Here is a 17,846-nt window from a genome sequence, read left to right as displayed (position 1 = left end):
TGCATCATGACACACCGCCCGAATTTTGTCGGGTGACCAGACCTTATAGCCAGGAGAGACCAAGATGGTTTTCGTGAACACAAACGACCTGAAGCACATCCTCGACCAGATCCGCATCGCAGAACAGCATGCGGCTGGCACGCCGCTGACTGATCTGGTTGCAAACCCCTTGCTGCCTTATGGCCTGCGTCTTGTTGACGGCACGTTGAACAATTTGACTCCTGGCCGTGAGGAGTGGGGTTCGGCGGATCAGGTCATGCCGCGCCTGCTTGAGTCGACCTTCCTGACGCAGCCTGATGCGGCACATCTGGCCGATCCGAGCCCGCGTGGTGCGCCGGGTGCCGAGCCCACGTCCTATTTGCAGACTTCCGGCTCGGTTTATGACGCCGAGCCTCGTGTGATCTCGAACCTGATCGCCGATCAGACCCTGTCCAACCCCGCCGTCATCGCGGCGGCGCTCAGCCATGCCGGCATGACTGGACAGGCGATGCTGACCACGGCCAATGAAATCGTTCAGGCCTATCAGCGCGTCATCGATGCGCAGGCTGCTGCCGGCAACGTCGATCAGGCGCTCGAGCTGCAGCGCCAGGAACTGCAGACAGCGCTGGACACTGCCACTGCTGAACTGACCGCCGCACAAGGCGATGTCGCGGCCAAGACAACTGCCAAGAATGAGGCCGATCAGGCCGTGACGCAGGCTCAGGACACGCTCGACAATGCAGCCGCCACGATGGTCACGCTGCAAGGTCAGGGCCAGGTTGCCGAAATGCAGGTTGCGTTGAATGCCGCTGTCGCGGCGCATACGCAGGCCGAAGCTGATCTCAAGGCGGCGCAGGATGAGCTGTTGCAAGCCGAAAGCGCGGCCGCATCCATGCTGACCATGCACAATGCGAAACAGACCACCGTCACCAACCTGCAGGGGCAAAAGGCAACGGCTGATCAGGAGCTGGCCACCGCCGAGGGTTTGCTGTCCGACGCCCGGGCCGCATTGGCGCTGGAGACCGACGCAGCTGGTGCGGTCACCGAGGCCCAGACGGCGGTTGAAAACGCCACCACCGCGGTTAGCAATGCGCAGACGCGGGTCAACGAGCTTGACGCACAGCTCACGCAGGCTGAGGCGGATCTCGCTGATCTGAACACGCAACTTCAGGCCGCAGAGCAGACCCGCGATGCGGCTCAGACACGTGTTACGGCCGCTCAGGAGGCCGCCGCGGCAACCCAGGCGGACCGCGAGGACGCTCAGGCTCTCTTTGACACAGAGGTGAGCGAGCTTGCCACCGCACAGGCCGAGATGCTCAGCGCCCTCACGAATTATATCACCGGTGGATCGCTGGCCGATTTCTCGGTTGCGTCCGCGGCCTATTCTGCTGCCCGCGAAGAAAAACTGGCCGCCGAAACGGCGCTGAATGATGCAATCGACGCGGATGACGAGGCCGATCAGGCGGTCATCGACGAAACCGCCGCTCTCACCACGGCGCAATCTCGGGTCAGCACCCTGACCACGCAGCGCGATAACGATATGACCACGCGTGACGGCTTGAGCACCCAGTTGGACGAGGCAAACGGCCTCTTGACCAGCGCGCAAAACACTCTGACAGCCGCCGAGCAGACACTCCAGACGGCCCAGGACGACAATCAGGCCTATGTCGATGCGCAGAACGCCGTTGATCTGGCCCAGGCCGATGTCGATGCGGCTCAAGGGATCGTCGATGGCCTCGTGGCACAGTTGGGGGTTGCTGAAGGCGAACTTGCAACGCTGAACACCAATCTCGGCAACGCCGACGCCGAAGTCACCCGTCTCGAAGGCGTGGTTCAGACCGAAACCACCGATCTGGAAACGGCTGCAGGTGGTGTGACCACGGCTCAGCAGAATCTTGCGGCGGCGCAGATGGCCGATGCCGCCATCCTCGCGCAGCTCGACGTGATTGCAGATGCCACCGTTACGCTCACTGAGGCGACAGCGACGGCCGCTCAGGCAGCCCTGGATCTGACCGCGGCCGAAGGCGTGGAAGCCACAAAGCAGGTCGCGGTCGACACCGCCACAAGTGATCTCAATGCCCTGACGGCACCTGGTGCGGCTGAAGCCGCCCTGGCCGCCGCTCAGGCCACCGCCGCCGAGGCGCAGACCACGCTCGACACGCTGCTGACCACCCATAACATCACGATGGACGGCAACAACGTTCTGCTGCCCGACGTGACCCCCGATGAAGGTCTGTCCGCACCCTACAACTCGTGGATGACGCTGTTTGGTCAGTTCTTCGATCACGGCCTCGACCTGGTCGGCAAAGGGGGGAGCGGCACCGTCTACATTCCGCTGCAGCCCGATGATCCGCTTTACGATGCGAACTCGCCCACCAACTTCATGGTGCTGACCCGCGCCACCAACCAGCCTGGCCCGGATGGTATCCTGGGCACCGCGGACGACATCCGCGAGCATTTCAACAAGACCACGCCTTGGGTCGACCAGAACCAGACCTACACCTCGCACCCCTCGCATCAGGTGTTCCTGCGCGAATACGATATCGACGCCAACGGAAACCCTGTCTCCAACGGCTACCTGCTGCACGGCCAGACCGGCGGCATGGCCACCTGGGGCGATGTCAAGGCGCAGGCTGCGACCAAGCTGGGCATTCAGCTCAATGACAGCGACGTGCTCGATGGCCCGCTGCTGGCCACCGACCCCTACGGCAACTTCATCCCCGGCGCCAACGGCCTGCCGCAGCTTGTCGTGCCGAACCCTGCCTATGTCGAAGGCGGCACCGAGCCTTTGAATATCCTGATCGAAGGCGATCTGGCCAACCCCGTCGATGCCAGCCAGGCGCTTCGCAACGGCCATGCCTTCCTCGAGGATATTTCCCACACCGCGTTCCCCAAGGGCATGATCGACCACGATCGCAACCCGATGACGCCTGAAATCGAAGTGTTGCCCGATGCCGATACCGACACCGGCAACGCGATCATGCCGAACATCTTCGGCATGAACGAAACCTACGACAACGAACTGCTGGACCGCCACTTCATCGCCGGTGATGGCCGTGGCAACGAAAACTTCGGTCTGACGGCGGTGCACCATGTGTTCCACACCGAACACAACCGCCAGGCAGCCGAGATGAAGCAGACCATCCTGGACAGTGGCGAGTTGGCCTTCATCAACGAATGGCTGGCCACCCCGATCACCGAGGCTGACCTGGCCACCGCGACCGTCGACACCGTCGAATGGGATGGCGGGCGTCTGTTCCAGGCCGCCAAGTTCACCACCGAGATGCAGTATCAGCACCTCGCCTTCGAAGAGTTCGGCCGCACCGTGCAGCCCCAGATCGCGGCCTTCGGCGTCAATGGCAGTGCCGAGATCGACGGCGCAGTCATGGCCGAATTCGCCCATGTGGTGTACCGCTTCGGCCACTCGATGCTGACCGAGAACGTTCACACGATGGACCCCAACGGCGTGAACACCTCGAACGGTCTGATCGAAGCCTTCCTGAACCCGGTCGCCTTCGACCTCGACCAGACCCTGACCTCGGATCAGGCGGCAGGTGCCGTGGCCCGTGGCATGTCCCGCGAAACCGGCGCCAATATCGACGAGTTCATCACCAGCGCCCTGCGCGACAACCTTGTGGGCCTGCCTCTGGACCTTGCCGCGCTGAACATCGCGCGGGGTCGGGAAACCGGTGTGCCCTCACTCAATGCCGCCCGCGAGCAGTTCTACTCCGCCACCGGCAGCGAGTTCCTCAAGCCCTATGAAGGCTGGTCGGAATTTGCCGCGAACCTCAAGAACCCGGCTTCCATCATCAACTTCATCGCGTCCTACGGCACCCACGAGACCATCGTGAACGCCACGACCGTGGTGGAAAAGCGCGCTGCGGCCACCGATCTGGTTCTGGGCGGTGATAACGCCCCGGCGGACCGTCTGGACTTCGTCAACGGCACCGGCGCTTGGGCCGACGCGGAAACCGGCATCAACGATGTGGAATTCTGGATCGGCGGTCTGGCCGAGGACATTATGCCCTTCGGCGGGATGCTCGGTTCCAGCTTCGGATTCGTGTTCCAGCAGCAGATGGAGGCGCTTCAGAACGGCGACCGTTTCTACTATCTGGCACGGACCGCCGGCATGAACATGATTGCCGAGTTGGAAAACAACTCCTTTGCGTCGATGATCGTGCGCAACACCGACATCAAGGACGGCGGCGCGCATATCCCGGCCAACATCTTCTCGTCGATGGATGTCATCCTCGAGGTGGATCAGGCCGTGCAGTCCATGCCCGACCCGGTGTCCACCGATGTCGATCCGTTCCTTGCCGCCATGGGCACCACCATGGTCGAGCGGGCTACGGCCACGGTGGATGCGCCACTGATCGACGGGGTGCGCGAATACGACAACTTCCTCAAGTTCAACGGCGGCGAACACGCGGTGCTCGGCGGCACGGATCAGCGCGATATCCTCAACGGCGGCCTCGGTGACGATGCGCTCTGGGGCGGCGCGGGCGATGACCTGCTGATCGGTGACGCGGGCGTGAACACCCTGCGCGGCGGGGCCGGCAACGACATCCTCAAGGATGGCGACGATGTCAGCTTCTTGCATGGCGAAGATGGCGATGACGTGATCTCGGCCGGCGGCGGTATCGGCGAACTGATGTTCGGTGGCAAGGGCAACGACGCCATCCTCATGGGGTCAGACGATGCGGCCACGGCGTTCGGCATGGACGGCAACGACTTCATCTATGGCGGTGCCGGTGGCGAGTTCATGTTCGGTGGCGAAGGCGATGACTGGATCGAAGGCGGCGACGGCTTCGACATGGTCATGGGTGACAACGGCGATCCCTTTGGTGGGTCGCGGGTTGTGGGCCATGACGTTCTGGATGGCGGCGCCAACGACAACGACCTGCTCGGGGAAGGTGGCGACGATATCCTGATCCAGCGCGAGGGCGTGCATGTCAACGAAGGCGATCTCGGCTTCGACTGGGTGGCGCATAAAGACGCCATGACCGGCGCCGATATCGACCTCAGCCGTCGTCTGGAAACCAACGAGACGCAGGCCGCACTCCGCGATCGCTACGACCTGGTCGAGGCGGCATCGGGCACGCAGTTCGACGATTTCCTCTACGGCGATGACCGCGAAGGCGCGGCGCTGCCGGACGGGATTGATCTGCTGGCCAATGACGCGACGCTCTTCGCCAACGAACTGACCCAGGCTGGTGTTGACCGGATTGCAGGTCTGCGCGAGTTGCTGGCCGACATGATGGGGGTCGATCCCGCTGATACCTTCACCGGCGGCAACATCCTGCTCGGTGGTGGCGGCAGCGACGTGATCCAGGGCCGCGGCGGCGATGACGTTATCGACGGCGACAAGGCGCTCAACGTGCGCATCTCGGTCCGCGATCCCCAGGATCCGACCGTGGAACTGCGCTCCATCAACAGCCTGTTCGAAATCTCGAACGAACTGCTTGATGGCTCGATCAGCCCCGGCCAGCTGCAGATCGTTCGGGAAATCCTCGATGCCGGTCAGGAAGGCGATGTGGACACGGCTGTCTACTTCGATGTGCGGGCCAACTACAACATCCGCACCAACGCCGATGGCAGCGTCACGGTCGATCATATCGCACCGCCCATCGAAGGCGCGTTCATTGACCCGATCAACGGTCAGCCCAACGTGGAAGGTGGTGACGGCACCGACCGCCTGACCAATGTCGAAATCCTGCGCTTCGCGGATATGGAGATTGATCTGCGCACTGATCCGGCCAGCAACGGGTTGATCCAGGGCACCGATGGCGATGATGTGCTCAATGGCAGCAACGGTCGCGACGCGATCTTCGCAGGCGCTGGAAATGACGTGATCAACGGCCTTGCCGGAAATGACGTGATCTTTGGCGAAGGTGGCTCCGACACCATCACATGGAACGCGCCCAACGGCGGCTACGACGTGGTCGTGGGTCATGGCATCGTCAATGACGGCGGCACCGACATGCTGGTGATCAACGGCGATGGCACTGAGGACGGCTTCACGATGTACACCGTGGCAGCTTGGACCGGTCAGGCCCCTGTCGATCCGTCTTCCGAGATCATCATCACCCGGACAGTGGCCGGTGTGGAGACCGCGATCATGGAAGTGCGCGGCATCGAAGAGGTCGCAATCAACGGGGTGCAGGGGATCGAAACGATCAACGCGGTTGGTGACTTCGCAGGCACCTCGCTGGCGCCCAACACGATCTACGTGAACGGCACGGCAGGCAGAGAAGTGATCGACTTCTCTGGCTTCACCTCGACCCAGCGTCTTGTGGTGGATGCAGGTGACGGTCGCGACGTCATCACCGGTGGCGCAGGCAATGATATCCTGAACGCTGGTGCGGGAGACGACGAAATCACCTGGAGTGTCGGCGGCGGCAGCGATGTGGTCGATGGCGGGGCAGGTGAAGACACCTACACCATCAACGGCGATGCGTCTGATGAAACCTTCCGCGTCTACGCGGCGGACTCCTGGACAGGGGCACCCCTGGCCACCGGAACCGACATCGTCATCACCCGCGACGCGGGTGCCGGCGAACAGGTGATCGGTCAGCTTCAGAACATCGAGGAAATCCAGATCAACACAGCCGGTGGTGTCGACAACGTCGAGGTGATCGGTGACTTCAACCGACAGCTCTCACTTCACACATCGCGGTGACGGTGATGATGTCAGCGTCGATGTCACGCAGCGTCTGTCCACGCACCGCGTGTTCGTTGATGTGGGTGGCAACACACAGGATGTGCCCAAGTCGCTGAATGTGGCGGGTGTTGTAACCGAAGGCGATGTCTTCCTGATCCCGGTCGATCCGACAACCCTGACCCGGACGGTCGATGGTCTCACGGTGACCCAGAAGTCGGACAACTTCGTCATGACCTACACGGTCGATGACGTGGACACGATCCCGGTTCTGGTCCAGTCCGGCACGCTGATGGCCGACGCTCTGCGGGGTGTGGCCACTGTCAACGAACAGACCGGCTTGCCGGAAGAAGGGTTCGGGTTCGGTGTGCTGACGCGCGGTGCCACCCTTGTGACGGCAGATGATATCGCCGCCCTCAAGTACATGGTCGGTGCATCCAACGTCGCGCCGATCTTGCCGCCCGAAGCGGGTGAGCCTGCCGACAACGAGCCAGCAGATCTCTTGCAAGAGGTGCGCGATCTTGAAGGTCTGACCAACAATCTCCAGAACGCGGAGATTTCGGGAGGCGCAACCTTGCCCTTCATGCGTGTCACTGAAGCCCGCTATGCTGGCATCGGCGAAGACGGTGCAGGCATCATCAACCCCGTCTTTGATAGGCTTGATACCCGGGATATCTCGAACACCTTGGGCGCTCAGGATCTTGACGCGGCCAAGGCGGCCTCGGCCAACATGTTCATGATGTCCTTTGGTCAGTACTTCGACCACGGCCTGACCTTCATTCCGAAGGGCAGCGGTCCGATGGGTCAAACGCTTGGTCAAATCGAAATCGGTGGGCCTAGCATGGATCGTGGGCCGATGGCCGACAACCCGGCCGACCTGACCCGCGGTAGCGTGATCGGTTATGATGAGGATGGCACGCCGCTGCAGGAAAACATCACCTCGCCGGTGGTTGACCAGAACCAGGTCTATGGCTCGTCCAGCCTGATCGGTCAGTTGCTGCGTGAAAGCGATGGCGAAATGGGTGTCGGCGCACGCATCTTGATGGGTGGCGATGATCCTTCGGCAGCACCGGGCTTCAAGATCTTGTCCACGCTGCGTGAAACGCTCGATCACCACATCGATGCGGGCACCGTGTTCAAGGGTGCGGGTCTTGGTGAAAACGGCATGACGCTGCTCGACTACTACCCGGGCTTGCGTGACGCCGATCGCAACTACGATGCCGCACTGGTGAAAGAGCTTTCTGGCGACTTCATGGATGAGGGCTGGCCGCTTCTGATCGACACCAACCCGTTCATGAACCTGCTCGACCACTTTGTGGGCGGCGATGGGCGCGCGAACGAGAACGTGGGCCTCACCTCGATGCACACGGTTTGGGCACGTAACCACAACTACCACGTGGACCAGATCAACAAACAGGCAGGCCCGGATTTCACCCCCGAACAGCTGTTCCAAGCTGCGCGGATCCTGAACATCGGTGAATATCAGCAGGTTGTGTTCAACGACTTTGCCGATGCCTTGATCGGTGGCTTGCAGGGCTCTGGCCGTCATGGGCACAACGAGTATAACCCGAACGCTGATGCCCGCATCAGCCACGAGTTTGCCGCCGCCGCCTACCGCTTCGGCCATTCCCAGATCGGCGAAACGATGCTGGTCGAAAAGGATGGACAGATGGTTGAGCTGCCCCTGATCGACCTGTTCCTGAACCCGACCAGTGATCCGAATGCCTTCCAGTATGTCGATCGCGAAACAGGTGAATTGGTGACCGGCGAGGCCGCCTTGGCTGCCTTGGCTCAAATGGACTACGTGCCGCAGGATGGGTACGCTCAATACGGCGTGAACAGCATCCTCGGCGGTTTGGTTGCACAGCCCTCGGAAGAGGTTGATCTGCAAGTGGTGGATGCGGTCCGCGACAATCTTGTCCGGGTCAGTGCCGACCTCTTTGCCTTCAACGCTGCACGGGGCCGCGATTTGGGTCTTGGAACCCTCAACCAGGTCAAGGCCGATCTGGCGGCGTCCACCGACCCCTACATCGTGGAAGCGATCGAACAGTCGAACATGAACATGGACCCCTATGCTTCGTGGGATGACTTCCAGTGGCGCAACAACCTGTCGGAAACAGAGATCACCAAGTTCAAGACAGCCTACCCGGATCTGGTTCTGGAAGGTGACGCGATCGCAGCATTCCAGCAGGTCAACCCCGATATCACGCTGATCCCGGGTGAAAACGGTGCGATGATCGTTCAGGGCATCGACCGGGTCGACATGTGGGTCGGCGGTTTGGCAGAACCCCATATCGAGGGTGGCGTCGTGGGTCATACCTTCTGGGTGCTGATCCATGAACAGCTGGACCGTCTGCAGGAAGGCGACCGGTTCTACTACATCGACCGGATCGGCGATCTGCCCGTCTACAACAACTTCATCTCCAACCTCACCTTCGGGGATATCGTGACCCGCAACACCGGGATGACCGATCTGCCGCTGGATGTGTTCAGCTATGTTCCAGAAGTGCCTGAGGGCGCAGCTGCAGATGCTGGAAATCAGCAGATCCAGACCGATCAGAACGCAAATCGGACAGATGATCCTGCGATCGACACAGCGGATACTGAAGGTGGTGGAACCACGACAGATACCGACGTCACAGGCGGCGCGGATGATGAGACCGAGGCCGCAGCTACAGAAGGCAACGCTGAGCCAGATCCCCTGGAGACTGAGGCGAACGCCCTGTCCGAAGGAGCTGTTGAAGGAGGAGTTGACGAAACTGAACAACCCGATGCCGATGTGACAGGTTCAACGCTAGAGCAGTCGGCCGAAGAGGAAGAAACCGAGGAGGATGACGCCACTCAAAACGCTACGGGTGCAGCATCCGGCGGAGAAGACCTGGAGGCCACGTCTTCTGAAACCAATGAGGAAATGCCTGAAGACAATACTTCCATGTCTCCTGACGATGCTGGAGGTGCCGATACAGGCGGCGCGGATGATGAGACCGAAGCCGCAGCTACAGAAGGCGATAATGAGCCAGATCCCCTGGAGACTGAGGTGAACGCCCTGTCCGAAGGAGCTGGCGAAGGTGAAGGCGGCGAGGCTGAACAACCTGATGCCGATGTGACAGGTTCAACGCTAGAGCAGTCGGCCGAAGAGGAAGAAACCGAGGAGGATGACGCCACTCAAAACGCTACGGGTGCAGCATCCGGTGGAGCAGCCCTGGAGGCCGAAGAGGAAGAAACCGAGGAGGATGACGCCACTCAAAACGCTATGGGTGCAGCATCCGGCGGAGCAGACCTGGAGGCCGAAGAGGAAGAAACCGAGGAGGAAATGCCTGAAGACAACACTTCCATGTCTCCTGACACAGACACCTCGGCCGAGGGGATAGTCGAAAGCGACACCGATATGGGCGCCCCCCTGGTCGGCGCGGCAGGCGACGACATCCTCAGCGGGATGGCTGGCGACGACATGCTGGTGGGCAATGCCGGTGACGACATGCTCTTCGGTGGCGAGGGCCGTGACGACATGCTCGGTGGCGATGGCGCCGACATGCTCTCGGGCGGTGCCGGCAGCGACCATATCCTCGGCGGCGACGGCGATGACATGATCATCGGCGGAACCGGCTCGGATATCCTGATGGGCAATGCAGGCGACGACACGTTCCTTGGAACGAATGGCGACTGCAACGACCTCATCTACGGTGGCGAAGGGACGGACACGATCGATATGGCGTCGGTCACCTCCGACCTCACGGTGCGCCTCGGCAATACCGGGACGGATCGTGGCTCGGTCACCACGGAAGAAGGCGGTCGCGACACGATCTGGAGCATCGAGAACTTCGTCGGTGGTGCGGGTGACGACACCATCTTCGCCAGCGACGCGGCCAACGTGCTCGATGGCGGGGATGGCAACGACACCTTTGTGTTCGAAACCGCGGCCAGCGCGCAGGGCGATCACATCAACGGCCTCAACGCCGGCGATGTCCTGCAGTTCGGCACAGGGGCCGACATGTTCGAGCTCACTTGGGGTGACACTGACATGCAGGACGGCTTGTCTTTCTCCGGAGGAGAAGAAGCCGGTACGACCAAGATCAGTGGAACCATCGAGGATGACCAATTCGAACTGACCGTCAGTGGCCGCTTCGACTACGATCAGATCACCTGATCCTCACTCGGATGAAAACACCATCGGCAGCCGGATACCCTCCGGCTGCCGATCTCGTTTTGCGGTTTGCCTTTTGAATGATCCGGGCGCCCCGCCACCTGCCACCCGGCGCGCGTCAGCCTTCAGCCCCCAAGCCCTCAGCTGAACGGATCTTGCGGATAGCCCACGCCCGCCAGATACAAGCCCTGCGGCGGACAGACCGGGCCACAGGCCGCGCGGTCCTTCGCCTCGAGCGCGGTTTTCACATCCTCGGGCGCCCAGCTTCCCGCGCCCACGCGCTCCAGCGTGCCCACGATGCTGCGCACCTGATTGTGCAGAAACGACCTCGCGCTCAGATGAAACCTCAGCTCCGGTCCCCCCAGCCCCTCGGCCTCCTCGATCTCCAGCGCATCCAGCGTCTTGACCGGGCTTTTCGCCTGACAGATCGACGATCGGAACGTGGTGAAATCATGCTTGCCCAGCAGATGCCGTGCCCCCTCTCGCATCGCTGCCACATCTAGGCTCTGGGGGACACGCCAGACGCGCCCCGCCTCCAGCGTCTCTGGCGGACGCCGCATCAGCAACCGGAACAGATAGCGCCGCTCCAGCGCTGAAAATCTGGCGTGCCAATCCTCTGCGACCTGGGCGCAGGCCACCACCGCCACCGGCGCGGGCTTGAGATGATAATTCACCGCCCCCATCAGCTTGAACGGCTCCCAGTCCTTGACCAGATCGCAATGCGCCACCTGCGCCAGCCCATGCACGCCCGCATCCGTGCGCCCGGCCGCCGCGATCTTGTGCGGGCCGGGTTCCAGACGCGCCAGCGCCGCCTCGATCGCGCCTTGCACCGAGGGCTGTTCCGCCTGTCGCTGCCACCCTGCAAAGGGGGCGCCGTCATATTCCACTTTCAACGCATATCTTGGCATGGCCGCCACTTACCCTGCAGATGCTTGCCGAACAATCCCCCCAAACCTGCCCTCTGGCAACCGTCGCGCCTCGCGCCTATCTTGGACGGGCCAGCGACGGGCCAGCGAAGGGCCAGCGACAGGCCAGCGACGGGCCAGCAGGCAAGGGGGACCGGGCCTTTGATTATAAACGATATCGCCGAGGGGCTGACGCGCCGGGTCGAGACGGTGACCGACACGCTCTCGGAATCCCTGTTCGAGCCGGTGATCCGTCTTGGCGTCACCGGCCTGTCGCGGGCCGGCAAGACGGTGTTCATCACGTCGCTTGTGGCCAACCTGATGGACCGCGCGCGCATGCCGGGGCTGGTGGCCGCCGCCGATGGCCGGATCTCGGCGGCCTTCCTGCAGCCCCAGCCCGACGATACCGTGCCGCGCTTCGATTACGAGACGCATCTCATTTCATCTTTTTGTACACAAAATTGATGCTGGTTCGGTGTAGGTTAAATCCTGCTCCCGCAACCAAATTCCTTAAATAATACAAAGTTTTAGTTCCCTAGCTTAGTACTAGGGCATTTTTTGTGCGCGTTTACATCAACACCACATCAACACCGCTCGAGAAAAACCGGATGATCGCGCATACCCCTCAAAGCTGAGCATCAGCCCGCATTCGTGGGGGATTACCCAACCGAGCGCGATGCGCATTTCTAGGAGGTTATAGATGGTGGCAAAGCCAGCAAATAAGTGAGCTTGTAAGCAGAGAATGCGGGCGGCTGTTTATAACTAGAAGGCATCGGTCAAGGCCATCGCGCGGCTGACATCTGCCGGCTCCAATACCTGGGCCGTTACACGGACCCACTCGCCGACGGCGACCGAGGGGGTGATCGTCCTCGCCCCGCGAGTCCGATCTGCTTTTAAGAATTTGAAAACCTCCTAAGGCGCGCACGGCAACGGAGTGCGCCACACTCTGGAGTAGTTTCTGCCGGTTGCGTTGATACTGAAAGCAGGGAGAGGTCACACACTAAGATCCAAAATTACGTCATGATCATGCTGCGAAAATTGAGAAAACCTTCTGTGTGCAGATCATAACCGCAGTTGAGAAACTAGCGCCGTGAATGTAGCGACTACCGTAAGCGGCGGCTGCGGACCACGCAGGTTCAGCTTGACGGCGTGAAGTTCCAAGGGAGGAGTTCGTCGATCCGGTTTCTCGGATGGCCGGCGGCGATGGCCTCGAGAGTGGCCTTGAGATAGGCGAACGGTTCGACGCCGTTTATCTTGGCGGTCTCGATCAGGGACGCGATGCGGCCCCAGGCTTTGCCGCCCTCGTCGTGACCGGCGAACAACGCATTTTTCCTGTTCAAAGCGATCGGGCGGATCAGATTTTCGACGCCGTTTGAATCGATCTCGACGCGGCCGTCATGGAGAAAGGTCTGCAGGCCCTCCCAGTGGCGATGGATATAGGCCAGCTTCTCGCCGAGGCGGGACTTGGCCGAGACCCGAAGCCGCTGTTCCTGTAGCCAGTCGCCGAACGCCGCCACCAGCGGGGCCGTTCGTGCCTGCCGGGCCGAGAGGCGTTGACCTGGTTCGACGCCGCGGATGTCAGCCTCGATCTTGTAGATCTCGGCGATGCGGCGCAGGCCCTCGGCGGCGATCTCGGAGCCGTCGCGGTCGAACACTTCCTTCAGCTTGCGCCGGGCATGCGCCCAGCAATGGGCCACTCGGATGGGCCCGCCGCCCTTGCGGGAGGGGCGCGTCAGCCGATTGTAGCCCGTATATCCGTCGAGTTGGAGGATCCCGTCAAAGCCGCGCAGGAACGTTTCAGCATTCTTGCCACCCCGATCGGGCGCGTAGAAGAAGACAACCCCGGGTGGCTCGGCGCCGCCCCAGTTGCGGTCGTCACGGGCCAGCGCCCAAAGATAGCCGGTCTTGGTCCGTCCCCGCCCCGGATCCAGCACCGGTGCCGTGGTCTCGTCCATGAACAGCTTGGTGGACGCCTTCAGGTGCTCAGCCAGCCGGTCTACGACAGGCCGCAGGTGGAACCCCGCAACACCGACCCAGTCCGCCAGCGTGCTGCGGTGGATGTTGACGCCTGACCGGGCGAGGATCTGGCTCTGACGGTATAATGGAAGATGGTCGGCATACTTGCTGACCAGCACATGGGCGATGGCACCCTCGGTGGGCAGACCGCCTTCGATGAGGGCCGCCGGCGCGGGCACCTGCGTGATGCCGTCCGTGCAGACGCGGCAGGCATATCTGGGACGGATGGTGGCGATCACCCGCAGTTGCGCAGGCACGATGTCGAGACGCTCCGTCCGATCCTCGCCGATCCGGTGCATCTGCCCGCAGCCACACGGACATTCCAGGCTGTCCGGTTCGACGGTCCGCTCGATACGGGGCAGGTCCGCTGGCAGATTGCCGCGGTTGCGCTGCGCCGGAGCGACCTTGCGGCGCGGGGCCTCATCCGCAGAAGCGCGATCATCGTGCTGCGTTTCGACCTCGGCCACAGCGGCCTCGAGGTCCTCGAAGGCAAGCTGCCGGTCGTCCTCGCCGAGCTTCTCGGATTTCTTGCCATGCACGACATGGTTCAGCTCGGCGACGAGGTGCTCGAGCCGCTTGACGATCTGCTTCAGATCGGTGGCTTCTGCCTTCAGGGCTGTGTTCGCCGCCAGCAGATCCGCATGCTCGCGCAGGAGATCGGCGACGGCATCACGCTGCTCCTCAGGCAGGCTCGACAGATCGATTTTGGCGGCGGCAGGCATGCTGCCAGAATACCCTGAACCAACTGGAAAGACCCGTCATTTCAATGGATCAGAGTCATTCTGCCGCAGCCGGCTTTCTGGCTTCCAGCGCCCGGACCTTGCGCCAGTCCAAGCCCGCGAACAGGGCCTCGAACTGCGCCCGGTTCAGCGTCATCACGCCGTCCCGGACCGTGGGCCACGCGAACGTCGTTTCTTCGAGGCGCTTGTAAGCCATCACGAGCCCGGTCCCGTCCCAGAACAGGATCTTCAGCCTGTCCGCCCGCTTGGCTCGGAAGACGAAGACCGTTCCGGTGAACGGGTCCTCCTTCAGCGCCGACTGCACCAGTGCAGCCAGCCCATCATGCCCCTTGCGGAAGTCCACGGGTTGCGTCGTCACCAGGATGCGCATCTTGTGCGACGGCAGCATCACGAGGGCTCTCCGAGTGCGCGCACGATCTCGGCAATGCGCCCGGCGGACGTGTCGGCGTCGAGATGGAGCACGACATCGCCAACGACGACCCGGATTCCGCCTCCGGCCGCTCGGGTGTCGGCACCGTGTGTGGGGATCTCCACGTCACACACCACGAGAGGGGCAAAGACCGCCTCGTGAACCTCGCCGTCCGCCGGCAGGACTAGCGCGCCATCCTTCGCCAGGCGCCGCCGCCCCGACAGCTGGTTCGGCTGGATTCCGAAGCGTGCGGCCACGTCATTGACCGTCGCACCGGGCCGAAGCGTCTCAGCCACCGCCTGCGCCTTCACCTCGTCCGGCCAGCGCCGATGGCCAGACGCGTAAATCTCAACACCCAGCGATCTGAGAAACGCATTCGTAGCACACATTGCGAAACGCACTCCCTGCCTCATGACAGAGATGCCTTCGCAACTCTTCAGATCGCTTGGAAGGTGGGGCCCAGACGGCGCTTACCGACTACCAAATCAATTCTCAATTATTGATGATACTAAGCGCAAGAATTCATCGGGATGCTTCCTGTTTATCAAAAATAATTTTAATTCCCTTCGGAAATTCAAGGCAGATTAGTTGTCTTGCAAATTGCAAAAACCGCGATGCAGATTGTATCAATGCATCTGTGACGGAACAGCATCTTTCTGCAGGGTATACGCCCCGCCAAAGGCTCGATCAGAATTTATAAAGCCCTTGTCTTCTAAAGCTTGTACTGCGCGATACTGGGTCGCACGTGAGACATTGGCGAGTATCGGGTGTTTGACGATATCCGCCGCTTTAAAATGGTCTTTCGAAGACGAAACATCGACTGCTGCAGCCAAGGCGTCCAGTTCAGCTGCCGTGAGATCCTCCAGCCCAAGTTCCGCCTCAAGGCTGCGCATGGCGATTCTAAGTCGTGCTATTGATGAAAGGAAATTTGATGTCATCACGTTACTCCATTCCGTTGTTTAGGTCGCTTTGAAGGAATTTTGCTGTAGTGCTCGTTAGGAGAAGGATTGTATCCATAAGATACAATTTATGCACACTATGAAACCTAATTGAATTTATAATTCACTTTAGATACCATATTATCATAAAGATACTCTGCACATAAAGTTGTGATGAACAATAAGATACAGAGAACCCCGTCCCTTTTTCAATTTAGGTATCTTTGGCTCAATTGATTGCACCGCTCCGCTGTCGCGTTGTAAGCATCCGGCGTAGGCCACAGCGAGGTCAACGCGCGCGATTACGATCCATTTCTATGAGCGCTTTCAGGTTTTCGATCCCGAATGGAGTGAATGCGATGACACTGTCGTCGCCAAAGCCCCAGATTACGCCATCTTCGGTTTCCATATCAATGGCTAGATCGAAGATCCGGTCGACGGTTTCGCCAAGTTCGGCGGTAAAGCGGTCGATGGACTTGACGGAATACACCTTGTTGAGCATGCATGATCATGCCGCCTCAGCGAGGGATTGGGTTTTCCAGTGCCAGGGCAGAAGCTCATGGATGCGCGAGACGGACATGTCGGGCAACCGGGCGACGACATCCGCGAGCCAGGCCTGTGGGTCGATGTCGTTCATTTTTGCCGTGACGATCAGGGCATACATGGCGGCCCCCCTCTCACCGCCACACTTGGAACCTGCGAAGAGCCACGACTTTCTGCTCAAGGCCACGCCGCGCAGGGCGCGTTCGGCTGCGTTATTCGTCAGGCAGATGCGCCCGTCATCGAGGAATGCCGTGAAGGCCTGCCAGCGGCCATGTTTCTCGAGCATGTAGTTGATCGCCTTGGCCATCTTGTTGTGTCTGGACAGCTTCGCGCGCTCTTCCTGCAGCCAGTCATGGAGATTATCGAGCAGGGGACGGGAAAGGTTCTGGCGGACGGCGAGCCGGGCATCGGCATCCAGCCCTCCCAACTCTCGCTCGATGTCGAAGATGGCGTCGATCCGTTTTAGAAGACATGGATATGCGCAGTCCGCGGGGAATCGACAAAGCGGTCATGGAACATCTTACTGATGGCGGTTGGATCAATAGACGCGAGAACTTGCTGACGACAGGTCCAACTGGATTGGGCAAAAGTTCGATAGCTTGTGCGCTTGGCCATAACGCCTGCCGCGATGATCGCAGGGTCATGTACCATCGCGTCCTGAGGCTCTTTCACGCACTGGCAATTGCCCGGGGTGATGGACGCCATGCCCGCGTCTTAAAATCTATCGAGCTCACTGATCTGTTGATCCTTGATGACTGGGGGTTGTCTGTAATCACCACAACCGACCACCGCGATCTTCTCGAAATTCTTGAGGACCGGCAGGGCCGAGGTGCAACCATTGTGACAAGTCAGTTGCCAGTCGACCAATGGCATGAAGCCATCGGCGATCCAACATTGGCTGACGCCATTCACGACCGCTTGGTTCACAATGCGCATCGTCTCAACCTGACCGGAGACAGCGTGTGAAGAAAACTGGGCGCACTGAAACAGCTTGACCAAAACGGTCAGGACTGACCCTATGAAACCCGCCGACCAGCCTGCCCACAATAGTAAAATGGCTGCTCACGATGTCGTCAAACGCGTGCCTAAGATCGTGTGAAATCACCGCCCAATTTCCGCGAAATACGCATTAATCGACAATCGATGCATATTTATGCTAAGAACCCACTGTCAACTCTATCGTCTTAAACGTTTTCTTCAAATCAAGGTCCTCGGCCAGAATATAGTCGCATTTGTAGTCGGGATGGGGTGCAATGAAGCCATTGTCTTCCAGAGCTTGCACCGCCCGATATTGTGTGGCGCGTGAAACATTCGAAAGAAGTGGATGTTTCACAACATCTTTGGTCCCGAACCGAGCTTTCGACTCAGAAAGATCAACTGCAGCCGCCAACGCGTCCAATTCAACGGCAGACATATTTGCCAGTCCAAGCTCCGCTTCAAGACTGCGCATTGCTATTCTGAAGCGGGACGCCGAGATTAGAAGATTTTTGCTCATATTGTGGGTCACATTCCAT

General features: G+C 60.5%; 10 protein-coding genes and 2 pseudogenes. 4 read left to right on the top strand and 8 right to left on the bottom strand.

All coding sequences use genetic code 11. From position 1 onward, the window contains the following. Window positions 1–64 precede the first annotated feature (64 nt). The gene (locus RAZWK3B_RS17440; RefSeq protein WP_007817484.1) at window positions 65–6,658 is read left to right on the top strand and encodes a peroxidase family protein; all 6,594 of its coding nucleotides are present in this window, start codon (window positions 65–67) and stop codon (window positions 6,656–6,658) included. Further along, a complete protein-coding gene (locus RAZWK3B_RS17435) occupies window positions 6,618–10,784 on the top strand; it encodes a peroxidase family protein (RefSeq protein ID WP_007817482.1) in 4,167 nt (1,388 codons plus the stop codon). Before RAZWK3B_RS17440 ends, RAZWK3B_RS17435 begins: the two co-directional genes overlap by 41 nt. A gap of 137 nt (window positions 10,785–10,921) precedes the next feature. On the opposite strand, the gene truA is transcribed toward RAZWK3B_RS17435, so the two are convergent. Continuing rightward, on the bottom strand, window positions 10,922–11,689 hold the full coding sequence (truA, locus tag RAZWK3B_RS17430; RefSeq protein ID WP_007811298.1) for a tRNA pseudouridine(38-40) synthase TruA: 768 nt from the start codon (window positions 11,687–11,689) through the stop codon (window positions 10,922–10,924). 159 nt (window positions 11,690–11,848) lie between these two features. Between truA and RAZWK3B_RS17425 the strand changes: the two are divergent. Then, window positions 11,849–12,124, top strand: a pseudogene (locus tag RAZWK3B_RS17425) (YcjX family protein); the annotation flags it as partial. A gap of 698 nt (window positions 12,125–12,822) precedes the next feature. Here the strand turns inward: RAZWK3B_RS17425 and tnpC are convergent. The 6 genes and pseudogenes from tnpC to RAZWK3B_RS17395 all read right to left on the bottom strand — a co-directional run. After that, window positions 12,823–14,424, bottom strand: a complete 1,602-nt coding sequence (gene tnpC, locus RAZWK3B_RS17420; protein WP_007817478.1) for an IS66 family transposase — start codon at window positions 14,422–14,424, stop codon at window positions 12,823–12,825. 55 nt (window positions 14,425–14,479) lie between these two features. Then, window positions 14,480–14,830, bottom strand: coding sequence for an IS66 family insertion sequence element accessory protein TnpB (gene tnpB / locus RAZWK3B_RS17415; RefSeq protein ID WP_007817476.1), 351 nt, complete (start codon window positions 14,828–14,830; stop codon window positions 14,480–14,482). Then, window positions 14,830–15,240 (bottom strand): transposase, encoded by a 411-nt coding sequence (locus RAZWK3B_RS17410; protein ID WP_007817475.1) that lies wholly within the window; start codon window positions 15,238–15,240, stop codon window positions 14,830–14,832. Before RAZWK3B_RS17410 ends, tnpB begins: the two co-directional genes overlap by 1 nt. 237 nt (window positions 15,241–15,477) lie before the next feature. Continuing rightward, complete coding sequence (locus RAZWK3B_RS21750; protein WP_232279558.1) at window positions 15,478–15,789, bottom strand: helix-turn-helix domain-containing protein; 312 nt, start codon at window positions 15,787–15,789, stop codon at window positions 15,478–15,480. Window positions 15,790–16,078: 289 nt separating this feature from the next. Continuing rightward, window positions 16,079–16,291: a hypothetical protein gene (locus RAZWK3B_RS17400; protein WP_007817471.1), complete on the bottom strand. Its 213-nt coding sequence runs from the start codon at window positions 16,289–16,291 to the stop codon at window positions 16,079–16,081. A gap of 6 nt (window positions 16,292–16,297) precedes the next feature. Further along, window positions 16,298–16,798 (bottom strand): annotated as a pseudogene (locus RAZWK3B_RS17395) (IS66 family transposase); the annotation flags it as partial. A 5-nt stretch (window positions 16,799–16,803) separates the two neighbouring features. Here RAZWK3B_RS17395 and RAZWK3B_RS20725 point away from each other — a divergent pair. Next, entirely contained in the window at window positions 16,804–17,298 is a 495-nt protein-coding gene (locus tag RAZWK3B_RS20725) for an ATP-binding protein (protein WP_286131813.1), read from the top strand. A 190-nt stretch (window positions 17,299–17,488) separates the two neighbouring features. Here the strand turns inward: RAZWK3B_RS20725 and RAZWK3B_RS17380 are convergent, their stop codons facing one another. Continuing rightward, window positions 17,489–17,827 carry a hypothetical protein gene (locus RAZWK3B_RS17380; protein ID WP_037296197.1) on the bottom strand — a complete coding sequence of 113 codons (339 nt, stop codon included), beginning with the start codon at window positions 17,825–17,827 and terminating at the stop codon, window positions 17,489–17,491. Between the last annotated feature and the right edge of the window lie 19 nt (window positions 17,828–17,846).

It is taken from the genome of Roseobacter sp. AzwK-3b (assembly GCF_000170875.1).
Classification (GTDB): Bacteria; Pseudomonadota; Alphaproteobacteria; order Rhodobacterales; family Rhodobacteraceae; genus Roseovarius; species Roseovarius litoreus.
This window is presented reverse-complemented; position numbering and strand designations above follow the sequence as displayed.